This window comes from Gluconobacter roseus, assembly GCF_046058915.1.
Lineage (GTDB): Bacteria > Pseudomonadota > Alphaproteobacteria > Acetobacterales > Acetobacteraceae > Gluconobacter > Gluconobacter roseus_A.
Genome location: NZ_CP175538.1, coordinates 1,948,490 through 1,969,802, shown reverse-complemented (window position 1 = coordinate 1,969,802; position 21,313 = coordinate 1,948,490). Strand labels below are relative to the sequence as shown.

Sequence of the window (21,313 nt, the reverse complement as noted above, 5' to 3'; positions counted from 1 at the left end):
TTCCCACCCGAAAAATGGAAAAAACGGCTCCGGAAACGACAAAGGGGCGGTCTGCGTGCCATTTCCGGCACGAAAACCACCCCTTCCATCATCCGGAGGCCTCAGCCCCCGCTTTTTCAGCCCTTGTGATCAGGCAGTGCGTAAACCACCAGCTGATCGCTGACCGGCGTCATCATGAAGTGATGACCACCTGCCATGATGGCAACGTACTGATGACCATTAGCTTCATAGGTCATCGGGTTGGCCTGTCCGCCGCCCGGAAGGACTGCGCTCCAGACCACCTTGCCGGTGTGCTCGTCGATGGCACGGATCTGGTTATCCGTAGCCGCTGCGATGAACACCAGACCACCGGCCGTCACAACCGAACCACCATTGTTCGGTGTGCCGATTTCCCAGGGAAGACCGGTCGGCAGACCCCACGGACCGTTGGCACGGGCCGTTCCCAGCGGGTGCTGCCACAGCACCTTCTGACCGTGCTTCATGTCGATGGCCGTGATCATGCCATAGGGCGGACGGTTGCACATCATGCCGGTGTACTGATCCCAGAACGGGGTCACGACGATACCGTAAGGTGTGCCGTCCATGGCGCCGTTACCTTCGGCTCCGCCACCACCCGGCTTGTAATTTGGGTCGTCGATCGGCATCAGGCCAAGTTCTTCAGCCTTCTTGCGGGTCACGAGCTGGTCGTACATCGGCGTAATGTTCCAGTTCGCAATCAGGATGCCGCTCTGCGGGTCATAGGACATGGAGCCCCAGTCGCTGCCGCCGTTATAGCCCGGATATTCGATCCAGGGCTTGTCGACGCTCGGCGGCGTGAACTCACCCACATAGTTCGCACGGCGGAACTTGATGCGGCAGAAGAGCTGGTCGATGGGGGACATGCCCCACATGTCCTTTTCCTTCAGGTCCGGCACGCGCAGAGCCGGGAAACCCGTGGACCAGGGCTGTGTCGGCGAACGCGGATCACCCGGAATCACGCCTGGTGACGGAGCAGGACGCTCCTCAACCGGCAGAATGGGCTTGCCGTCACGACGGTCGAGCACGAAGGTCTGACCACGCTTGGTCGGCATGATGAGCGCCGGGACAGGCTGTCCATCCGGGCCGGGCATGTCCATGAGCGTGGCCTGCGAGCCGATGTCATAGTCCCAGACGTCCTTGTGAACGGTCTGGAAGACCCAGCGCGGCGACCCTGTCTTCACGTCAAGCGCGACAACTGCGGACGAGACCTTGTTTTCCTCAGGGCTACGCAGGGCGCTGTAATAGTCGGAAGCCGAGTTACCGGTCGGGACGTAGACGAGACCGAGGGCATTGTCGCCGGTCATGGCAGCCCAGGAGTTCGGCGTACCGCGGCTATAGTGGTTGTTGCCGGTCGGCTGGCTGTGGTCGTTGGGGCGGTTCACGTCCCAGGCCCACAGGAACTTGCCGCTTTCGGCGTCATAACCACGGATCACACCCGACGGAGCCCAGCGGCGCTGACCGTCAAGAACTTCGTGGTTGACCACGACCACACCGTTCACGATCGGCGGCGGCGTCGTCATGGACACGAAGCCCGGGACAGACTCGCCCAGACCCTGCATCAGGTTGACCTGTCCGCCATTGCCGAAGCCCTCGCATAGATTGCCGGTCGCCGCATCCACGGCGATCAGGCGCATGTCGAGCGTGCCTTCAAGAATACGGTTATGGCAGGGCTGGCCTTCCGGCACCTGCGACGACGTGAAATACGTCACGCCCTTACACGCTGCGGTATAGGGGATGGAGTCGTATTTCTCGTTGATGTTGTGACGCCAGATTTCCTTGCCCGTTGTCGGGTCAAGCTTCATGATGTCGTTCTGCGCCGAGCACATGTAGAGACCGTCACCCACCTTGATCGGTGTGGTTTCAGCCGCCCATTTGTTTACCTGCCCCGGACGCGGGTAGCTGCCGGTATGGTAGCGGAAAGCGACCTGAAGCTGATCGGCGTTCTGTGGCGTAATCTCGGACAGCGGCGAATAGCGCATCTGGCTGTCGTCATGGCCATAAGCGGCCCAGTCACCATGTGCAGGATTGGCGCTCTGCTGCGGAACCATCTGGGGAACGTCGTTCGGATCCATGGATCCGATATCCGGCAGGTTGGCGGCATTCACACCGGGAGCCTGGGGCGCATAGGGAGACGGGCCGGAGAAACGGCTTTTCGAGGCCGGCGTATTCTCGGTCGGCTCGAAGGAATTGCCACTGCTGCCATTGCCGGGGCCCGGGACAGTGGATGTCGGTGCGCCACCACTTCCGGCAGGGGCGAACTGGGCATTGGCAGCCAGCGGTGCCCAGGCCAGCGTGGCACAGGCAGCGGTGGCAAGAAGATGGGATCTGCGCATCAGACGGTTCCCCTCAGGGTACGGCGGGTTTCCATCCGGCGAAGAACCGGAATGGTGAGGGCGACAAGGATGCCGAGCAGCGTCGGGCCGAAATCACGAGGGAGAAGATCAACCGGGCTGAAGCCCACTTCCCACAACGACCAGATCCATGTGTAGGCAAGCGCACCCAGATAGAGGAATGCGCCCAGCGTGCGTCCCATGACCATGAAAACACCGCCGACAAGCAGCAGAATGCCACAAAGGACGTAATAGACAGAGCCGCCCAGCATCGCGAGGTCAGCCCCGCCGATAACGAAGAACAGCCCCACCAGAATGATAACAACCCCGAGGACCAGTGTGAGCCACTCGGTCAGGGTCCTGTTGCCATAAGTAGTTGGCATTGGTGAAAGCCTCCTGAACTGATAGTTCGGACGGTAGTTCCAGACTTTCAGGAAAGCTATGGCTCTTTTTCAATATTGTTGAATTCCATTCTAACAAAACCGTGTTTGAATACGGTTCTGCTTCGGTAAATTCAAATGCGCGTTATATTTATTACCCGGCTGGAATTGTCACGACTGCACCACCAGTGTGATTTGTGGCTGCGAGCGCTGCAAGCACCTGCACCATTGTAAACGCCAGCTTGCTCTGGAAATCCCGGTCGCTGATCCAGAACCAGGTGTTGTTGTAGCTGACCGCGGCATAGCGCGCGTCCGGCTCCTGCTTGCCTGAATGGATCACGACTTCAGGCCGGTTCTCGATTCCGACCTGCCCGATCGTGGGCGGCGTGCGGCCGGTCTTGATGTCGTCTTCCGGGACTTCGACCTCATAGGCGAGCTGCGTCAGCATCGCGAGCATGGACCGGGTGAGAATGGCAATCTGCTTGCCGGGATGCTTGGGATAGGGGCCGTAAACGATCTCGGCCTCTTCCGCGCCCGGGTCGAGATGCAGCAGCCGGCGCACTTCTGCCTGGATCGCCAGAAGATTGCTGTCAGAAGTAGAGGTCAGGACAAGGTAGGAGCGCTCCGCGCCTCCACTATTGCCACCTCCATTACTATCGGACTTGCCACCGTTCTTCTTGGAATCGGGCGCCGGGGCACCTTCATTGGTGATGCGGATGGTCATGGCTCCGGCAATCTGGAGCTGCCGCAGATCGTGCAGAAGCAAATAGAACCGGACAGAACCGCCACCGAACGGGCCCGCACCAAGCCCTCGGACATTGGACAGGCCGTCGATGGACTGTGCCGTCAGACGCAGCAGCGTGTCGATCGGCAGACCACCAAGGCTGAGCGGCATGATGACGGTCGGCGAGATCGGCCGGACCACGTTCTCGGCATATTGCTGCCCCGTCACCGGCTGATAGGTGAAGGTCGGGCTTTCACCGAGTGACATCGTCCCCGTACCGAACAGATAGTTTCCAACCGCCGTTGCCGGATAGGCATAGAAACCGCCACTGACGCTCTTGGAAACGCTGTAGCCCGCAATCACCTGCGTCGTATCAAGGAATGTCGGGGGATCGGCGTAGCGCAGACGCACGATATTGAGCAGCATCTCATGCTTCTGGGTATCCCCCAGGGCACGGGAATATTCGAGCTGGTCATTGCGCAGCTTGCCCGGCCCCATTGGACCACAGGCGGATAGGCCGGTTGCGGAAAGGCAGGCCAGGGCAGCCAGCAGCGTGGCACGAAAATAGGAATGGTTCGGCATGGCTGTGTAAAGACTGTCCCATTGGCAGGCAAAGCGGAAGGCACAACCTTACTAGAGGGCGCCGGCCATATCTGAAACACTCATATTCCTCCTCGGCATGCAGGAAGAGAATATTCTCGACGAAATGTGTCGTCCAAGTGCTTGAAACCCCTTGCGGCCTTGCCTAGATCAGTAGTCGGAACACAGGCCCGTGAGGGTCTGGATACGTCAATAGGGTTCGATCCGGTGCCTCACAGGGCCGGGACGGACCGCTGAGAGGACAAGAACATATGAGCAAAGTCATTGGCATTGACCTTGGTACCACCAACTCCTGCGTTGCAGTGCGCGAGGGTGACGAAACCAAGGTCATCGAAAACAGCGAAGGCGCCCGCACGACGCCGTCCATGGTCGCTTTTACCGATAACGGTGAGCGTCTCGTCGGACAGGCCGCAAAGCGTCAGGCTGTCACCAACCCGTCCAACACCCTGTATGCCGTCAAGCGTCTGATTGGCCGTCGTTACGACGATCCGACCGTCCAGAAGGACAAGGAGATGGTGCCTTACGCCATCGTCCGTGGCGACAATGGCGATGCATGGGTTGAAGCCCGTGGCGAGAAGTATGCTCCGGCACAGATCGCGGCTTACGTTCTGGGCAAGATGAAGGAAACCGCCGAGAGCTATCTTGGTGAGACCGTCTCTCAGGCCGTCATCACGGTTCCGGCCTACTTCAACGACGCCCAGCGTCAGGCAACCCGTGACGCCGGCAAGATCGCCGGCCTCGAAGTCCTGCGCATCATCAACGAGCCGACCGCAGCAGCCCTCGCCTATGGCCTTGGCAAGCGCGATTCCGGCACGGTGGCCGTGTATGACCTTGGTGGTGGTACGTTCGACGTCTCCATCCTCGAAATCTCCGACGGCGTGATCGAGGTGAAGTCCACGAACGGTGACACGTTCCTGGGTGGTGAAGACTTCGATAACCGCATCATCGGCTTCCTGGCTGACGAGTTCAAAAAGGACCAGGGCATCGACCTGCGCGGTGACAAGCTCGCCCTGCAGCGCCTGAAGGAAGCTGCCGAGAAGGCCAAGATCGAGCTGTCCTCCTCCAAGGAGACCGAGATCAACCTGCCGTTCATCACGGCTGACGCTTCCGGTCCGAAGCACCTTGTCGTCAAGCTGTCCCGCGCCAAGCTGGAAAGCCTGGTTGATGACCTGATCCAGCGCACGCTCGGCCCGTGCCGTGCAGCCATCAAGGATGCATCTGTCTCCCCGAACGAGATTGACGAAGTCATCCTGGTCGGTGGCATGACCCGTATGCCGAAGGTTATCGAGACGGTTAAGGAATTCTTCGGCAAGGATCCGGCACGCAACGTCAACCCTGACGAAGTAGTCGCCATCGGTGCCGCCGTTCAGGGCGCTGTCCTGAAGGGTGACGTCAAGGACGTCCTGCTCCTCGACGTGACGCCGCTGTCGCTGGGTATCGAAACGCTGGGTGGTGTGTTCACCCGTCTGATCGACCGCAACACGACGATCCCGACCAAGAAGAGCCAGACTTTCTCCACGGCCGAAGACAACCAGAACGCCGTGACCATCAAGGTCTATCAGGGCGAACGTGAGATGGCAGCTGACAACAAGCTGCTGGGCAACTTCGACCTGCAGGGCATTGCACCGGCGCCGCGTGGCGTGCCGCAGATCGAGGTCACCTTCGACATCGACGCCAACGGCATCGTGAACGTGTCCGCCAAGGACAAGGCCACGAACAAGGAACAGCAGATCAAGATCCAGGCTTCTGGCGGTCTGTCTGACTCCGACATCGACCGCATGGTCAAGGACGCGGAAGCCAACGCAACCGCTGACAAGGCCAAGCGTGAACTGGTCGAGCTGCGCAACAGCACGGAAAGCCTCATCCACCAGACCGAGAAGTCCATCACCGAAGGTGGCGACAAGGTTCCGGCGGCTGACAAGTCCGAAGCTGAAGCTGCAATCGCCGAAGCCCGCGAAGCTCTGGGTGGCGAAAACCTCGACACCCTGAAGGCTGCCAGCGAGAAGCTGACGCAGGCTGCCATGAAGGTTGGTCAGGCTGTTTATCAGGCTGGTCAGGGCGCCGAAGGTGGCGCTGCACCGGAAGGCGAGAAGAAAGACGAAAACGTCGTTGATGCCGACTTCGAAGACCTCGAAGACGACAGCAAGAAGCACTGATCGGGTGACTTCCGCAGACGGGGCTGAACGCTCCGTCTGACCCTGTTTTCCGAGGGCGCCCGTTCCCGCAAGGGGGTGGGCGCCATTCTTGTTTTCCGGCCCTCGACAGGGACCGCCCTTCAGGACCGCCCCAAGGACCGAACATGGCCACCAGAATCGACTATTACGAATCCCTTGAAGTCTCCCGCACGGCCTCGCAGGACGAGCTGAAGAAAGCCTTCCGCAAGCAGGCCATGCGCTACCATCCCGACCGTAATCCGGGTGACGATGCCGCCGAGCAGAAGTTCAAGGAAATCAACGAAGCCTATGACGTCCTGAAGGACGAGCAGAAGCGCGCGGCCTATGACCGCTACGGCCATGACGCCTTTGAAGGTGGCATGGGCGGAATGGGCGGCGGCTTTGGTGGTGGCTTTGCCGGTGCAGGCGGTCTGGGCGACATCTTTGACCAGATGTTCGGCGATATGATGGGGGGCCGCCGCGGTGGTGGACGCCGGACCGGGGCGGATGTCCAGGTTCAGGTCGAGATCACGCTGATGGAAGCGTTCACGGGCGTGACGAAGGACGTCGAAGTCCGGACGCGTGTGACATGTGAAGCCTGTCATGGTTCGGGCTCGGCCGATCCGAAGGCTGGCAGCAGCACCTGCCCGACCTGTCATGGTGCGGGCAAGGTCCGTGCTCAGCAGGGCTTCTTCCTCGTCGAGCGCCCCTGCCCGACCTGTCATGGTTCGGGCCGTACCGTCGCCAATCCGTGCAAGGTCTGTCACGGCACGGGCACGGAAGCGAAGACGGAAACCATCAGCATCGACATCCCGGCAGGCGTCGAGGATGGCACCCGCATCCGCATGGCTGGCAAGGGCGAGGCCGGTGGCGAAGGCGTGCAGCCCGGCGATCTGTACGTTCACATCTCCGTCCTGTCGCATGACATTTTCCAGCGCGACGGATCGAACATCTACTGCCGCGTTCCGCTGCGCATGACGCAGGCCGCGCTTGGCACGGAAGTCGAAGTTCCGGTCGTGGACGGTGGCCGCAGCAAGGTCCGCATTCCTGCCGGGACGCAGACGGGCGAGACGTTCCGCCTGCGCGGCAAGGGCTTCTCGGTCCTGCGCTCTTCGGCCCGTGGGGACATGTACATCCAGGTTTCGGTCGAAACGCCGAGCCATCTGACGAAGCGCCAGCGCGAACTTCTCGAAGAGTTCGAGAAGGAAGCCGGGGACGACCATGCCAAGGGCAGCCCCGAAAACAGCGGCTTCTTCGCCAAGGTCCGCGACTTCTTCGAAGGCCGCTGATCTTTCAGCTCTGCAAAAAACCCGGTGCTCTCTTTGGAGACACCGGGTTTTTTCATGTCAGGCCGCGCCAAAAATATCCTTCAGGATCCGTTCCATAACGCTGGCGTCAAGCGTCCTGCCCAGCCAGTGCTCCACACCGATCACGCCCTGATTGACCAGCATCCCGAGCCCGTCCAGCACGGTGCAGCCCCTGCCTTCTGCTTCCCGCAACAGGCGCGTTCTTGGCGGGTTCGGGATGACATCGGCGACGATCAGCCCCTTGCGCAGGCTCTCGTCCATCAAAGGCGGCATGGCGTCCGCGTCGCCCAGACCGATGGATGTGGCGTTGATCAGGATATCCACATCTGCCGACACGCTGGCCTCGCCGTCCCATGCCTGGACGTCGGCTTTGGCGGATGTGTTGTCCCGCACCAATGCGGCAATGGTTTCGGCTTTTTTGGGATCGCGGTTCATGATCGTGATATGGGCAGCGGATGCCAGACCCAGTTCCACGGCGATGGCACGAGCGGCCCTGCCCGCGCCCAGAAGCAGAACCTTCTTTCCGGACGGGTCCGCGACCTGTTTCAGGGAGGCCAGAAAGCCCTTCCCGTCCGTATTGTCGCCGATCAGGCGCCCGTCCCGGATGGAGACGCAGTTCACCGCGCCGATGATCCGGGCGGACTCCGCCAGTTCGTCCAGATGCTCGATCACCGCGACCTTGTGGGGCAGGGAACAGTTGAACCCGACCCATTCCATGGCCCGCGCACCTGCGACCGCGTCCTTCAGACCGTCCGCCTTGACGTCACAGTTGATGTAACGCGCATCGATGTCGTGGTGCCGGTACGCGGCCTCGATCATGGCGACGGTCGGATTGTCATCGCACGGCGTGGAGAACGATCCGGTCAGGATGCTGCGGAAATTCTGCTGGCTCATGAGACGCTCCTCGGATCTGTGGCTGTCTTGCGGTCTTTCGACATGACGCACTGGAGCGCGGAAGGTCCATTCACATTCCGGAAATCTCAGTTTTCGTGAGGCAGGCCCAGACCAAGAAGTGCGGCCTCACGACCTGTCAGCAGATCGGCGAGCGTATAACGGTCCAGCACTGCCAAAAACGCGCCCAGTGCATCGCCTAGCACGCCGCGCAACATGCAGGCCGGAGATAGGACGCAGGGCCGTCCGTCCGTGCTGTTGCGCCCCTCGCAGTCCACCAGCGTCATGTCGTCTTCGGTGAAGCGGACGACCGCGCCCACGTTGATCTCTGAAGCCGGGCGCGCGAGTTCCAAGCCGCCACCACGCCCGCGGACAGTCGTGACGAAACCGCCCTGTCCCAGACGGTGCACGACCTTCACCAGATGGTTTTCGGAAATGCGATAGGCCTGCGCGATCTCGCGGATGGAGACGCGGCGTGACGTGTGAACGCCAAGATGGATCAGCACGCGCAGGGCGTAATCGGTGTGCAGTGTCAGGCGCATGGCGACTCCTCTGCCAGATTGACAGGCGCAGGTCACGTTTTTAAAGATGTATTTCGAATAAACCTTTAAGGGGACCGCTCATGTCCACTTCCGCCGACCGCAGCCTCACACCCGAGACCATCGCCATCATCAAGGCGACCATCCCGGCGCTCGAAGCCCATGGCGTGACGATTACGTCCGAAATGTACCGCCGCCTGCTGGCCGATCCCGCGATTGCGGAAATGTTCGACCCGACGCATCAGTCCAACGGCACGCAGCCCCGGGCACTGGCCATGGCCGTGCTGGCCTATGCGAAGAACATCGACAATCTGGGTGTGATGGGCGGTGCGGTCGAACGGATCGCGCAGAAACATGCGAGCCTCGAAATCCAACCGGAGCATTATCCGCATGTCGCCACGGCCCTGCTCGGCGCGATTTCGGCCGTTCTAGGGGATGCCGCAACGCCGGAAATCCTCGATGCCTGGGGCAAGGCCTACTGGGCGCTGGCGGATATCCTGATCGGCCGCGAGCATCAGCTTTACGACAGCAGCGCCCATGCCGAAGGCGGCTGGACCGGCTGGCGTCCGTTCCGCATTGCCCGCACTGTTCCGGAATGTGCGAATGTCACATCGCTCGAACTGGAACCTGTGGATGGCAAGCCGGTCATCAGCGCTGTTCCGGGGCAGTATCTGGGCGTTGATCTGGATATTCCGGGCCATGGCCGGACACGCCGCAATTACAGCATCACGTCCAGCCCGAACCGGAAGGGCTATCGCATCAGCGTGCGCCATGTTTCGAACGGCAAGGTTTCGGGCTGGCTGAACAGCGGGAAATGTGAGGGGACGGAAGTCCTGCTCTCGCCGCCTGCCGGCAATTTCGTGCTGCCGGAAAGGGTCGAGGGGCCGCTAGCGTTTGTCTGTGCCGGAATTGGGATCACGCCGATGATCGGGATGCTGGAAGTGCTGGCCCAGCCCGGCGTCACGACGCCCGTTCATGTTGTGCAGATCGCCCATTCCGCCGAGACCGCGCCGTTCGCGGAGCGTCTGGCGGAACTGTCCCGCAATTCTGCAGGGCGTATCCGGGTGGTCACGCGCCTGACGGAGAAAGACGGCCACCCGACCGCTGCCTGGGTGGCCGAGCAACTGCCCGGCGGAGTCTCAACCTATCTGTGCGGTCCGACAGGCTTCATGCGTGACATGGTGCACGGCCTGCCGGCAGCCGGCGTTCCGGCCGAGCGCCTGCGTTATGAGACGTTCGGACCGGATACCGGTGTGACGGACTGATTAAAGCGCGCCGGCCTTCTGCTCCGCGTCCGACAGGATGCGGGCACGGTCGGCGCCACCATTCGTAGCCAGGCCCTCGGCCTCGATCACGGTGAGGTCCGTGATACCGATCATGGCGAAGACGGATTTCAGATAGCTGAGCTGATGCTCGAAGGACGCGGCCGGAGAGCCTTCGCCATAGAGGCCGCCACGGGCCACGGCGAGCACGACCTTCTTGCCTTTGGCCAGACCTTCGATCCCGCCGCCGGACGTGTAACGGAACGTCTGGCCCGCCACCATGATGCGATCAATCCAGGCCTTGAGCTGGCTGGGAATCGACAGGTTGTACATCGGCACCCCAATGACGACGATGTCTGCGGCCTTGAACGTCTTCAGGGCGTCTGCGCCAGCGATCAGTTCGGGACGGCCTGAGACGTCCGGCGTCAGTTCCTTGCCGAGCCAGGACAGCGCTTCAACGTCCAGATGCGGTAGCGGATCGCTGGCGAGGTCGAGGGAAATGACCTCGACAGACGGATCTTGCTTGCGGAACTGGGCGACAGCGGCGGCACTGACATGACGGCTGGCGGAGCTGTCACCGAGGATGCTGGAATCGATGTGGAGAAGTTTCATTTTGATCTTTCCGGTTCCTGATCGTAACCAGCACCAGATAAGGAACCTTTGAACCCCGCCGCAAGAAGGCACATTCCGGAGCCATAGGCACATGGATGTTCGCGTCAGCGAGACTACTCCGCTTCCATCCCCGCCAGACTGCACACAGAACAGCGATGCCTGTGCCGTTATCCGCTCCATTCTGGCGCGCACGACGGACAAGTGGAGCATCCTGATCGTCAAGTCGCTCGGGCGCGGGCCGCACCGTTTCAGCGAACTGCGCCGTGCGATCGACGGGATTTCGCAGCGGATGCTGACGCTCACCCTGCGCAATCTGGAACGCGACGGCCTCGTCTTGCGGACCGTCACACCGACGACTCCGCCTCGTGTGGATTATGAGCTGACGACGCTGGGGGAATCGCTTTGGACGCTGACCGAAGCCTTTGGTCAATGGGCGCTGTCGAACCGTCCCGAAATCGAGGCGGCCCGTGCCCGTTTCGATGCCCGGCTTGACGCCAACACCTGATTTTTCCGTTCTGATGGACCGACCATGACCCAGATTTCTGCTCCCCGTATTGGTATCGCCGGCATTACGGGCCGGCTTGGAACGCTCTGTGCCGAAGAGGCCGGGGATGCCCTCGTGGGTGGCCTCTCCCGCACCGCAGACGCCCAGCGCAACATCATCACTGATCCGGTCGCGCTCGCAAAAAGCTGCGATGTCATAATTGATGTCAGCAATGCTTCGACCGTCCCGGCCCATGCGGCAGCTTTCGCACAGGCCGGATGCGCCTGGGTTCTGGGGACGACGGGACTCGATCAGGGCGCGCAGGACGCCGTAAACGCGGCGGCGCAGCACATTCCCGTTCTTCAGGCCGCCAATTTCTCCCCGGCGCTGACGCTGTTTCTGGAACTGGCGCGGCAGCTTGGCGCGGGACTGCCGGATTATGATGCCGAAATCCTGGAGGTGCATCACCGCCAGAAGCTGGACGCCCCGTCCGGTACGGCACTGGCGATCGGCCGGGCCGTGGCGGAAGGGCGTGGGGTCAGGCTTAAGGACGTGGCCCGGACCGACCAGAACGGCCGCCGTCCGGATGGCGCGATCGGATTTGCCTCCCTGCGCGGCGGACAGATCGTGGGCGAACACGATCTCGTTCTGATGGCGGCGGACGAACAGATCACCCTGTCGCACCGCGCACTGGACCGCAGGGTCTTCGCAAGGGGCGCCCTGCTCGCCGCAAAATGGTTAGCCGGACGTCCAGCCGGCCTCTACACAATGGCCGACGCCTTAAAACGCTAACTTAAAACAGGGTGCAGGGATCAAGATCCCTGCTGGGCCCGGGCAGAGCCCGGATCTCGCATCAACCGCCAGCAATCGGCAGGTTCACACCCGTCATGAAGCTGGAATCATCTCCCAGCAGGAATGCCACCACACCGGGGATTTCGTTGATGTCGCCATAGCGACGCATCGGGACGCTGCCGATCATCTGCTGGGCTACGACCTTGGGATCGGTGGAGAAATACTGGCTTCCGACCTTGGCCTGAAGCTCAACCTGACGCTCCCACATGAAGCCAGGGCCCATGTAACCTGGGCTGATGGCGTTCACGCGGATGTTGTAGGGGGCGAGATCCAGCGCGGCGGTTTCGGTCAGAGCGATGATAGCGCCCTTGGACGCGCCATAGGCGGCCATGTTCGGCGGCCCCTTCACACCGGCCATGCTGGCGGTGTTGACCACACGACCGTAATTCTGCGTGATCATCTGGCGCGAAACGGCCTTGAGGACATGGAAAGCACCGGTGACGTTGATCGTCAGAACGCGTGCGAAATCGTCGGACGGATAGTCCTGAACGGGGGCGAAGGCGCCCTGATAGCCAGCATTGTTGAACAGGAAGTCGATCTTCCCGAAATCCCGGACCACGGTATCCACCGTCTGGGTCACGGCGTCTTCGGATGTGACGTCACAGACATAGGAACGGGCCTCGACGCCCTTTTCACGGACGGAGGCCTCCGCTTTTTCCAGCGCCTCGCGGTTCATATCCAGAAGGGCGATAGCCGTGCCCTCTTCTGCCAGACGAAGGGCGGTCGCAAGACCGATATTGCCACCTGCGCCAGTGACCAGACAGACTTTACCGTTAAATTGATTCGACATGTCGAATGCCTCAAACTCTCTGTTTTTCCTGGGACCGTGCCCATGACGGGCAACAAGGTTCACGGCAGCACGAACGCAGCATGGACGGTGTCGTTGAAAAATGAAACGGGTGCCTGCGCTCTCTTTTTTGTGATTTGTGGCCGGTTTTTGGGACTTTCCCGCAGAAAACCGCGTTCAGCCTTCACGCAGCCCCTTGACCCTTGCGCCCAATTCCGCCAAGCCGTCCCCTCCCTGAATGCCACAGCCTGTCTGCCAAGACACCCTGTGGCCCTTCTCACCACTCATTCCCTGCGAGGTCCCTGAGTGCGCAATCACGGCGATTTCCTTTTCACGTCCGAGTCCGTTTCCGAGGGCCATCCCGACAAGGTGGCGGACCGCATTTCCGATACCGTTCTGGACGCCTATCTGCAGGCCGATCCGGAAGCGCGTGTTGCCTGTGAGACGCTGGTCACCACCAACCGCGTCATCCTGGCCGGTGAAGTCCGCGGCCCCAAAGAGGTCGAGGACACGCTGATCGACCGTGCCCGTGAAGCCATCAAGGACATCGGCTACGACCAGGAAGGTTTCTCCTGGAAGAAGGCCGACATCACCTCCTACCTGCACGCACAGTCCGCCGACATCGCCCAGGGCGTTGACAGCGGCACCGACAAGGACGAGGGCGCCGGTGACCAGGGCATCATGTTCGGTTACGCCACGCGCGAGACCGAGCACCTGATGCCTGCGCCGCTGTATTACGCGCAGACGATCCTCGAGCGCATCCGCGACTATCGCAAGAACGGTGATGCCCGCGGCGTCGGTCTTCTGCCGGATGCCAAGAGCCAGGTCACGCTGCGTTATGTCGATGGCAAGCCCGTCGGTGTCACGTCCGTCGTGATTTCCACGCAGCATGTCGAAGGCATGAGCCAGAACACGATCCGCGAGACCCTGCGCGACGTGGTCAACGGCATCCTGCCGGAAGGCTGGACCTGCCCGGAAGACGAGTTCTACGTGAACCCGACCGGCAACTTCGTCATCGGCGGACCGGACGGCGACGCCGGTCTGACGGGCCGTAAGATCATCGTCGATACCTATGGTGGTGCAGCCCCGCATGGTGGCGGTGCATTCTCCGGCAAGGATCCCACGAAGGTGGACCGTTCGGCAGCCTATGCCGCACGTTACCTCGCCAAGAACGTCGTGGCCGCAGGCCTTGCCGACCGCTGCACGATCCAGCTCAGCTACGCCATCGGCGTGTCCAAGCCGCTCTCGGTCTATGTTGACCTCGACGGCACGGGCAAGGACGTGGACGAAGCCCGTCTGGGCGCGATCCTCAACGAGGTTGTGGACCTGTCCCCGCGCGGCATCCGCAAGCATCTCCGCCTGAACCGTCCGATCTACGTTCCGACCTCCGCTTACGGCCATTTCGGTCGTGCGCCGGATCCGGTTCTGGACAACTTCACCTGGGAGCAGACCGATCTGGTCACCACGCTGCGTGGCGCCCTGAACCGGTAATCTGGCAGAAAACCCCTGGTCGAGTCTCTCAAACCCCAGCCGGAGCGGCTTTACGGCCGCCAGCGCGGCCATCCGCTCCGGGCCCGGCAGCAGCACCTTCTTGAGAAGGCGCTGCCTCGGCTTTCTTTTACCTCACCGGAAAATCCCGCTGCGGGATTCTCCGATGCGGTTTCGCGCGTCTTTCTCGAAATCGGTTTTGGCGGCGGCGAACATGCCATCGGCCAGTCCGAACTGAACCCGGATGTCGGCTATATCGCCTCCGAGGTCTTCGAGAACGGTCTGTGCTCCCTGCTTTCGCGCCTCGTGCCCGAAGGTGAGGAAGATACGGCCACGCCGCCGCCCCATTTCCGCATCTGGGCCGAAGATGCCCGCCTGCTGCTCAAGGACATGCCTGACGCCTGTCTCGACCGGGCGTATCTGATGTTTCCGGACCCGTGGCCCAAGGCCCGGCACGCCAAGCGCCGCTTCGTGCATCCGGAAAACATCAAACAGATGCACCGCGTCCTGAAACCCGGAGCCATCTGGCGCGTCGCCAGTGATCACCCTGTCTATCAGGAGTGGGTCACGGAAGTGATGGGCCAGCAGGACCTGTTCGATGCACCTCCCCCGGCCAAGGAACGTCCTGAAGGCTGGTCGCCCACGCGTTATGAGGCCAAGGCATTCCGCGAAGGGCGCATGCCGTTCTACTGGACCTTCACGCGCCGTCCCTGAACTCTCCAACCCTGTTATTCAGCGAGTTTCCTGACATCATGACCCAGATCGAACGCGAAGAAATGGAATTCGATGTCGTGGTGGTCGGTGGCGGTCCCGCCGGTCTCTCCGCCGCGATCCGCCTGAAACAGCTGATGCCTGATGCGGGCATCTGCCTGATTGAAAAAGGCAGCGAGATCGGTGCCCATATCGTCTCGGGCGCCGTCATCGAGCCGCGCACGCTCGACGAGCTTCTGCCGAACTGGCGCGATCTGGACGCCCCGCTCCGCACTCAGGTGACGGAAGAGCGGATGCTGTTTCTGACCGAGACGCGCTCGTTCGAGGTGCCGTATCTGGACCGCGTGATGCCGCAGATGGCCAATCACGGAAATTATGTCGTCTCGCTCGGCGAAGTCTGCCGCTGGCTTGGCGAACAGGCCGAAGCCCTTGGCGTGGAAATCTACCCGGGCTTCTCGGGCGCGGAACTGTTCATTGAAGACAACCGCGTTGCCGGCGTCATCACGGGTGACATGGGCATCGAGCGCAACGGCGAGCACGGGCCGAACTTCACGCCCGGCATGATCCTGCGCGCCAAACAGACCATCCTGACCGAAGGGGCTCGCGGCTCCCTCACGGGCCATGCCATGAAGCGTTTCGGCCTGCGCAAGGGCGTCGATCCGCAGACCTATGGCCTCGGCGTCAAGGAAATCTGGGAAATCCCGGCGGAAAAGCACCGCCCCGGTCTCGTGCAGCACAGCTTCGGCTGGCCGCTCGATGACCATACCTATGGTGGCGCCTGGCTCTATCATTTCGGGGAAAATCTGGTCAGCTTCGGCTTCGTGACCGGCCTCGATTACGCCAACACCTATCTGTCCCCGTTCGAGGAAATGCAGCGCACCAAGCTGCACCCGACCTTCCGGGAGCATTTCGAGGGCGGCAAGCGCCTGATCTACGGCGCACGCGCCCTGTCCGAAGGTGGGTTCCAGTCCATTCCGCGCCTGACCTTCCCGGGCGGTGTGCTGGCCGGGGATTCGGCGGGCTTCCTGAACGTGCCCAAGATCAAGGGCACGCATACGGCCATGAAGTCCGGCATGATCGCGGCAGAAGCCGTGGCCGAAGCTCTGGAAAAGGACAAGAAGGAAGCAGCCACCATGACGGCGCGCGTCCGCCAGTCCTGGCTGTGGTCCGAACTGCGCGATGTCCGCAACATCCGCCCGGCCTTCGCAAAATGGGGCATGAAGCTTGGCGCGATCTATGCCGGCATCGACAGCATGATCCTGCGCGGCCGTGCCCCTTGGACGCTGCATCATCCGCATGCCGACAATGAGACGCTGCGTCCGGCCTCGCTGTGCAAGAAGATCGAATATCCCAAGCCTGACGGGAAGATCACCTTCGATCGCGTCAGTTCAGTCTTCCTGAGTGGCACGAACCATGAGGAAAACCAGCCGGTTCACCTCAAGCTGCGTAACGAGGCCATCTGGCGCACCGTCAATCATGACGTATTCGATTCGCCAGAGAGCCGGTACTGCCCGGCTGGTGTGTATGAGCAGGAGCAGACGGGCGAGAACGCCTGGCAGCTCCGGATCAACGCCCAGAACTGCGTGCACTGCAAGACCTGCGACATCAAGGATCCGACGCAGAACATCGAATGGTGCACGCCAGAAGGCGGCGGTGGTCCGAACTATCCCGTCGGGATGTAAATTTCTTCCCGCAGACGGGCGCATCCGGAGCGGAATGTGACTTTTTCAGTCAGTCCCGCTACGGTGACGCCCGTTTTTGTGGCGGCGACAGCAGCGAAAGATGACGATGAAAGTTCTGGTCCCAGTCAAACGGGTGGTCGATTACAACGTCAAGGTACGTGTAGCGGCCGATGGCAGCGGTGTCGAAACGCAGGGCGTGAAAATGTCCATGAATCCGTTCGACGAAATCGCGGTCGAAGAAGCGGTGCGCCTGCGTGAAAAGGGTGCCGCAAAGGAAGTCGTGGCCGTAACCATCGGCGCACAGGCCGCGCAGGACGTTCTGCGTACGGCCATGGCCATGGGTGCGGACCGCGCCATTCTCGTGCGCACGGACGAGACGCTTGAGCCGCGCGCCGTGGCCAACGTGCTCAAGGCCATTGCCACGCGCGAGGAAGCCGGCCTGGTCTGCATGGGCAAACAGGCGATCGACGACGACATGAATGCCACGGGTCAGATCCTGGCCGCCAAGCTCGGCTGGCCGCAGGGCACGTTCGCCAGTGCCGTGACGGTTGCCGATGGTCGCGTCGAAGTCGCCCGCGAAATCGACGGCGGTACGGAAGTCGTGTCCCTCACGCTCCCGGCCGTGATCACGGCGGATCTGCGCCTCAACGAGCCGCGCTATGCGTCCCTGCCGAACATCATGAAGGCCCGCAAGAAGCCGCTTGAGACGATCGAGATCGACAGCCTCGGCGTCGATACAGCCTCGCGCCTGACGGTGGTCTCCGTGGCCGAGCCGTCCGAGCGCAAGGAAGGCGTGAAGGTGAACAGCGCGGCCGAACTGGTCGAGAAGCTCAAGACAGAAGCGAAGGTGATCTGATGACCGCTCTTGTTCTGGTTGAAGTCGAAAACGGCGCCGTCCGTCAGGCTTCCCGTTCGGCCGTTGCCGCAGCCTCCCGCTTTGGTGCCGTCGATGCCATCGTGTTCGGAGACGGTGCGGAAGCCGCTGCTGCCCTGCCGGGTGTGACGCGCGTTCTCAGCGTGCCCGGTCTGGTCAACGATCTGGCCGAGCCTGCTGCCGACCTGCTGGCGGCCCGCGCGAAGGACTACAGCCACATCGTGGCCGCAGCCTCCGCCACCGGCAAGAACATCCTGCCGCGTCTGGCGGGCCTGCTGGACGTGCAGCCGATCCCCGATGTGGTCGAGATCAAGGACGCCAATACGTTCGTGCGTCCGATCTATGCTGGCAATGTCCTGGCGACGGTCCGCTCTTCCGACAGCATCAAGGTGCTGACGATCCGCGGCTCCAATTTCGATCCGGTCGCAGCCGAGGGTGGTTCCGCCACGGTCGAGACGGTCGAGGCTCCAGCCAGCGAAAAGTCCGTCTTCGTGAAGGTCGAGCTTTCGGCATCCGACCGTCCGGAACTGGAATCCGCCCGCGTGGTGATTTCCGGCGGCAAGGGCATGAAGGACGCCGCGAACTTCAAGCTGCTCGAACCCATCGCCGACAAGCTGCATGCCGCCATCGGCGCATCGCGTGCAGCCGTGGATTCCGGGTTTGCCCCGAACGAGATGCAGGTCGGACAGACCGGCAAGATCGTGGCTCCGGAACTCTACATCGCCGTGGGCCTGTCCGGTGCGATCCAGCATCTGGCCGGCATGAAGGACAGCCGCGTCATCGTGGCGATTAACGCCGATCCGGAAGCGCCGATCTTTAAAGTCGCCGATTACGGCATCGTGGGCGATCTGTTCGAAATCCTGCCGGAACTCGAAAAGGCGCTGTAAGGCGCTCTTTCGCCGAAACGATAAAAAAGGGGCGCCCCATGACAGGACGCCCCTTTTTTCATGACAGGACCTGACAGAGGTTTAACTGGCTCTCCGCCGCCCATGAGGCACTCTTCAGGGCACGGAGACACCCATCATGACCCTGCGTAAATTCGCCCAAGACATCCTGTCCTGCCTGCCCGTCCTTCTGGGCTTCCTGACCATTCACAGTGCCCTTGCCGCCGCCTACATCGTACCTTCGGCCTCGATGGAGCCCACGCTGATGATCGGGGACCAGATCGGCGTTGTTGTGCCTTCCTATGGTCTCAGCACGGCCAACCTGCCCTTCGGTCATGCCCTGAAGCCGCATGACAACAGCGGAGGACGCCTCTTCGGGCATCTGCCCCATCGTGGAGACGTCGTCGTCTTCCGGGCACCGGCCAATCTGCATCAGACCTGGATCAAGCGCGTCATCGGCCTGCCCGGTGACAGGATCGCGCTGGTGCATGGACATGTCGTCCTGAATGGGACCGAACTGGCATGGAAGGACATGGGCCCTGCCCCTGAGGAGAGCCGCAGAGGCGTCTGGCTTCCGGCAGAACGCTATGATGAGACCCTGCCGGGGAATGTGCATCACAACATCCTTAAACTTTCGCAGGATGGCGAACTGGATAACATCGCGCCTTTCACGGTCCCGACCGGTCATCTGTTCGTCATGGGCGACAATCGGGACAATTCCGCCAACTCACGTGTGAGTGTTGCGGAAGGTGGCGTAGGGCTTCTGCCCATATGGAATCTTCAGGGACAGGCAAAAGCCGTCCTCTGGTCATGGCGGGATATCACCCGAACGGCACTCATTCTCTGATTTTTCGCTCTGACCTCTTGCAGGAAAGCGTTAACCCCTGTAGGAGAAGCGCCGTCGGCCGGAGTGTAGCTCAGCCTGGTAGAGCACTGTGTTCGGGACGCAGGGGCCGGAGGTTCGAATCCTCTCACTCCGACCAGCCGATAATTTTCCAGAAATCGCTGAAACAGTTTTTTGGCCTCAGGCCAGCGCATTTCTGCGCCTGAAACGCAGAAAAATGCCCTCCCCCTTTCGGAAGAGGGCAAAACGGCTTCAGGAACGCTTGTCCCAGGCCGAAGAGGTCGGCCAGACGCCTTGGGCGTAGACCTGACCATAAGCATGAACTTCCGTCAGGAAGGTCCGCTCACCGTCAAGGACGATTTTCACCGTCGGCGCCAGCGTGCCGCCGATGCGATAGGTCGCCGGATCCTGTGGATCAGCCGAACCGGGCTGCGGCAGGGTGTCGATGAAGGACTGCACGTAACCGGCGGGATCGACGAAGTGCGAATAGGTCTCGTACGGCGCAGCGGACGGATTGCCGAGCACGAGGCCGGACCCGTTCAGCGGGGTATATGGTCCGAAAATGCCGTTGCGTGACACGAAACCATACACACCATCCGGACCCGTGCTGTTGCCGGTGAAGGTGGAGTGATGGGAAATCGTGAACAGGTAGGTCAGACCGTCTTGGAACACGACATGAGGGCGTTCCGTCTGGTCATTGACGCCGAGCGCGGTGACAAGCGCCGGCAGCATTTCCCACTGCGAGAAATCACCCTTGGTGGAGTCGGATTTCAGACGCGCAATACCGATGGCGGCGGCGCCATACTGTGCACCGGCCGGAACGGTCGTGGCCGGCGGCACAAGGCCCATCTCGTCGGAGCCGATGGTGAAATCACCACGCATGCCCGGAACATTGCCTTCGAACAGGGCGTAGATCTGATTGTCGTCCGGGTTACGGAAGATATGCGGATCGCGGAAGTCCCAGTACTGGTCCTCGACGATGTTGGCGTAGTTCACGCCGTCCGCCTGGAACATGTCCGTGCAGACATCGAAGCCCTCGAACCACACGCCGTTGGCGTCTGCGAGGATACGGCCCGTCGTGTAGGACGGAACGGACTCGGACGGGATGTCATTGACGGAAGTGTAGAACAGATCGACCGTGCTGCCGCTGTTCTCGCGCATGACCGCGCAGCCGGACCATTCCCAGCTGCGGGAGTTGGCGCCTTCCTTGATGACACGGCCGCCGAACTTCCAGTCCGCGCCGTTACCGGTGCGGCTGTAGTAGTAGCCGATATAGGAATAGTTATTGCGGCTGTGCCAGCCCTCAACCGTATCGCCCGTTGCGGAACGGTCGGCCACGAGGGCGAACATGACGTACCAGCCCTTGAAGGTCACGGTCTTGCCGTGGATGTCGCGCAGCAGCCAGGTATCCCACTGCCACACATCGGAATCGATGACCGGGAAAGCATAGTCGATGACCGGCATGGTCGTGGTCGGATCATCGGTATGGATCTTCATCGCGTCAGCGATCGTCCAGCGCGAACCCGACTGGATTGCGCTTTGCGTGCTGGAAACAGCGTTCATGATTTTTCCCGTAAATGAAAAAAGAAAGTTTCAGACGGTTTCCAGGAACCGGGACATCCTATTGATGCCAGATCCTGGAAACCTTGCAGAAGAAAGCTGTATCGGACCTGTGTGGAGCCGTAATTTCTCCACAGGACACCGTGTCTTTCTTCCGAAGCTGCCAACAAAAAAAGGCCTGTCCTTTCGGAGAGACCTTTTTTGCAAAAACTTTATCTCAAATTATTTTATGAGCCATTTATTGACTACGTTTTATGGCTCAATGCCACAGTTATAGGGAAAGGCTGCGCGCAATGCAAGCCGGAAAATGCTGTCTTTCCCCGCCAGCCCT

19 protein-coding genes and 1 tRNA gene are annotated in these 21,313 nt (G+C 61.3%); 12 read left to right on the top strand and 8 right to left on the bottom strand.

The window, feature by feature from the left end; translation table 11 throughout:
• Positions 1 to 116: 116 nt before the first annotated feature.
• The 3 genes from ACJ2A4_RS09155 to ACJ2A4_RS09145 form a co-directional block, all read right to left on the bottom strand.
• A complete protein-coding gene (locus ACJ2A4_RS09155) occupies positions 117 to 2,351 on the bottom strand; it encodes a PQQ-binding-like beta-propeller repeat protein (protein WP_408872591.1) in 2,235 nt (744 codons plus the stop codon).
• Positions 2,351 to 2,731 carry a glycerol dehydrogenase gene (locus ACJ2A4_RS09150; protein WP_408872590.1) on the bottom strand — a complete coding sequence of 127 codons (381 nt, stop codon included), beginning with the start codon at positions 2,729 to 2,731 and terminating at the stop codon, positions 2,351 to 2,353. The genes ACJ2A4_RS09155 and ACJ2A4_RS09150 overlap by 1 nt, the downstream gene beginning before the upstream one ends.
• Positions 2,732 to 2,882: 151 nt before the next feature.
• A complete protein-coding gene (locus tag ACJ2A4_RS09145; protein ID WP_408872589.1) occupies positions 2,883 to 4,034 on the bottom strand; it encodes a hypothetical protein in 1,152 nt (383 codons plus the stop codon).
• A gap of 269 nt (positions 4,035 to 4,303) precedes the next feature.
• Here ACJ2A4_RS09145 and dnaK point away from each other — a divergent pair, with 269 nt between their 5' ends.
• Positions 4,304 to 6,208 (top strand): molecular chaperone DnaK, encoded by a 1,905-nt coding sequence (gene dnaK, locus ACJ2A4_RS09140; RefSeq protein WP_194259732.1) that lies wholly within the window; start codon positions 4,304 to 4,306, stop codon positions 6,206 to 6,208.
• A gap of 143 nt (positions 6,209 to 6,351) precedes the next feature.
• Entirely contained in the window at positions 6,352 to 7,494 is a 1,143-nt protein-coding gene (dnaJ, locus tag ACJ2A4_RS09135; RefSeq protein ID WP_062459322.1) for a molecular chaperone DnaJ, read from the top strand.
• A 57-nt stretch (positions 7,495 to 7,551) separates the two neighbouring features.
• On the opposite strand, the gene aroE is transcribed toward dnaJ, so the two are convergent.
• A complete protein-coding gene (gene aroE / locus ACJ2A4_RS09130; protein WP_408872588.1) occupies positions 7,552 to 8,406 on the bottom strand; it encodes a shikimate dehydrogenase in 855 nt (284 codons plus the stop codon).
• An 86-nt stretch (positions 8,407 to 8,492) separates the two neighbouring features.
• Complete coding sequence (locus ACJ2A4_RS09125) at positions 8,493 to 8,945, bottom strand: RrF2 family transcriptional regulator (protein WP_408872587.1); 453 nt, start codon at positions 8,943 to 8,945, stop codon at positions 8,493 to 8,495.
• Between the two features lie 80 nt (positions 8,946 to 9,025).
• Between ACJ2A4_RS09125 and hmpA the strand changes: the two genes are divergently transcribed.
• Positions 9,026 to 10,207, top strand: coding sequence for an NO-inducible flavohemoprotein (hmpA, locus tag ACJ2A4_RS09120; protein WP_408872586.1), 1,182 nt, complete (start codon positions 9,026 to 9,028; stop codon positions 10,205 to 10,207).
• Here hmpA and ACJ2A4_RS09115 read toward each other — a convergent pair whose 3' ends face one another.
• Positions 10,208 to 10,816 carry an FMN-dependent NADH-azoreductase gene (locus ACJ2A4_RS09115; protein ID WP_408872585.1) on the bottom strand — a complete coding sequence of 203 codons (609 nt, stop codon included), beginning with the start codon at positions 10,814 to 10,816 and terminating at the stop codon, positions 10,208 to 10,210. It lies immediately after the preceding gene.
• A 91-nt stretch (positions 10,817 to 10,907) separates the two neighbouring features.
• On the opposite strand from ACJ2A4_RS09115, the gene ACJ2A4_RS09110 reads away from it, so the two are divergent.
• Together ACJ2A4_RS09110 and dapB are read left to right on the top strand one after the other, a co-directional pair.
• Complete coding sequence (locus ACJ2A4_RS09110; RefSeq protein WP_041111417.1) at positions 10,908 to 11,321, top strand: helix-turn-helix domain-containing protein; 414 nt, start codon at positions 10,908 to 10,910, stop codon at positions 11,319 to 11,321.
• Positions 11,322 to 11,345: 24 nt separating this feature from the next.
• On the top strand, positions 11,346 to 12,092 hold the full coding sequence (gene dapB, locus ACJ2A4_RS09105) for a 4-hydroxy-tetrahydrodipicolinate reductase (protein WP_408872584.1): 747 nt from the start codon (positions 11,346 to 11,348) through the stop codon (positions 12,090 to 12,092).
• 61 nt (positions 12,093 to 12,153) lie between these two features.
• Here dapB and ACJ2A4_RS09100 read toward each other — a convergent pair whose 3' ends face one another.
• The gene (locus tag ACJ2A4_RS09100; protein WP_408872583.1) at positions 12,154 to 12,942 is read right to left on the bottom strand and encodes an SDR family NAD(P)-dependent oxidoreductase; all 789 of its coding nucleotides are present in this window, start codon (positions 12,940 to 12,942) and stop codon (positions 12,154 to 12,156) included.
• Positions 12,943 to 13,245: 303 nt separating this feature from the next.
• On the opposite strand from ACJ2A4_RS09100, the gene metK reads away from it, so the two are divergent.
• The 7 genes from metK (at position 13,246) to ACJ2A4_RS09065 (ending at position 19,561) form a co-directional block, all read left to right on the top strand.
• Positions 13,246 to 14,430, top strand: coding sequence for a methionine adenosyltransferase (gene metK / locus ACJ2A4_RS09095; RefSeq protein WP_408872582.1), 1,185 nt, complete (start codon positions 13,246 to 13,248; stop codon positions 14,428 to 14,430).
• 15 nt (positions 14,431 to 14,445) lie between these two features.
• A complete protein-coding gene (locus ACJ2A4_RS09090; RefSeq protein ID WP_408874145.1) occupies positions 14,446 to 15,141 on the top strand; it encodes a tRNA (guanine(46)-N(7))-methyltransferase TrmB in 696 nt (231 codons plus the stop codon).
• Between the two features lie 38 nt (positions 15,142 to 15,179).
• Entirely contained in the window at positions 15,180 to 16,820 is a 1,641-nt protein-coding gene (locus ACJ2A4_RS09085) for an electron transfer flavoprotein-ubiquinone oxidoreductase (RefSeq protein WP_408872581.1), read from the top strand.
• 106 nt (positions 16,821 to 16,926) lie between these two features.
• Positions 16,927 to 17,676, top strand: a complete 750-nt coding sequence (locus ACJ2A4_RS09080) for an electron transfer flavoprotein subunit beta/FixA family protein (RefSeq protein WP_408874144.1) — start codon at positions 16,927 to 16,929, stop codon at positions 17,674 to 17,676.
• The gene (locus ACJ2A4_RS09075) at positions 17,676 to 18,581 is read left to right on the top strand and encodes an FAD-binding protein (RefSeq protein WP_408872580.1); all 906 of its coding nucleotides are present in this window, start codon (positions 17,676 to 17,678) and stop codon (positions 18,579 to 18,581) included. The genes ACJ2A4_RS09080 and ACJ2A4_RS09075 overlap by 1 nt, the downstream gene beginning before the upstream one ends.
• Positions 18,582 to 18,717: 136 nt before the next feature.
• Positions 18,718 to 19,425: a signal peptidase I gene (gene lepB / locus ACJ2A4_RS09070; protein WP_408872579.1), complete on the top strand. Its 708-nt coding sequence runs from the start codon at positions 18,718 to 18,720 to the stop codon at positions 19,423 to 19,425.
• Positions 19,426 to 19,484: 59 nt separating this feature from the next.
• Positions 19,485 to 19,561, top strand: a tRNA-Pro gene (locus tag ACJ2A4_RS09065).
• Positions 19,562 to 19,674: 113 nt separating this feature from the next.
• On the opposite strand, the gene ACJ2A4_RS09060 is transcribed toward ACJ2A4_RS09065, so the two are convergent.
• A complete protein-coding gene (locus ACJ2A4_RS09060; protein WP_408872578.1) occupies positions 19,675 to 20,985 on the bottom strand; it encodes a glycoside hydrolase family 68 protein in 1,311 nt (436 codons plus the stop codon).
• Between the last annotated feature and the right edge of the window lie 328 nt (positions 20,986 to 21,313).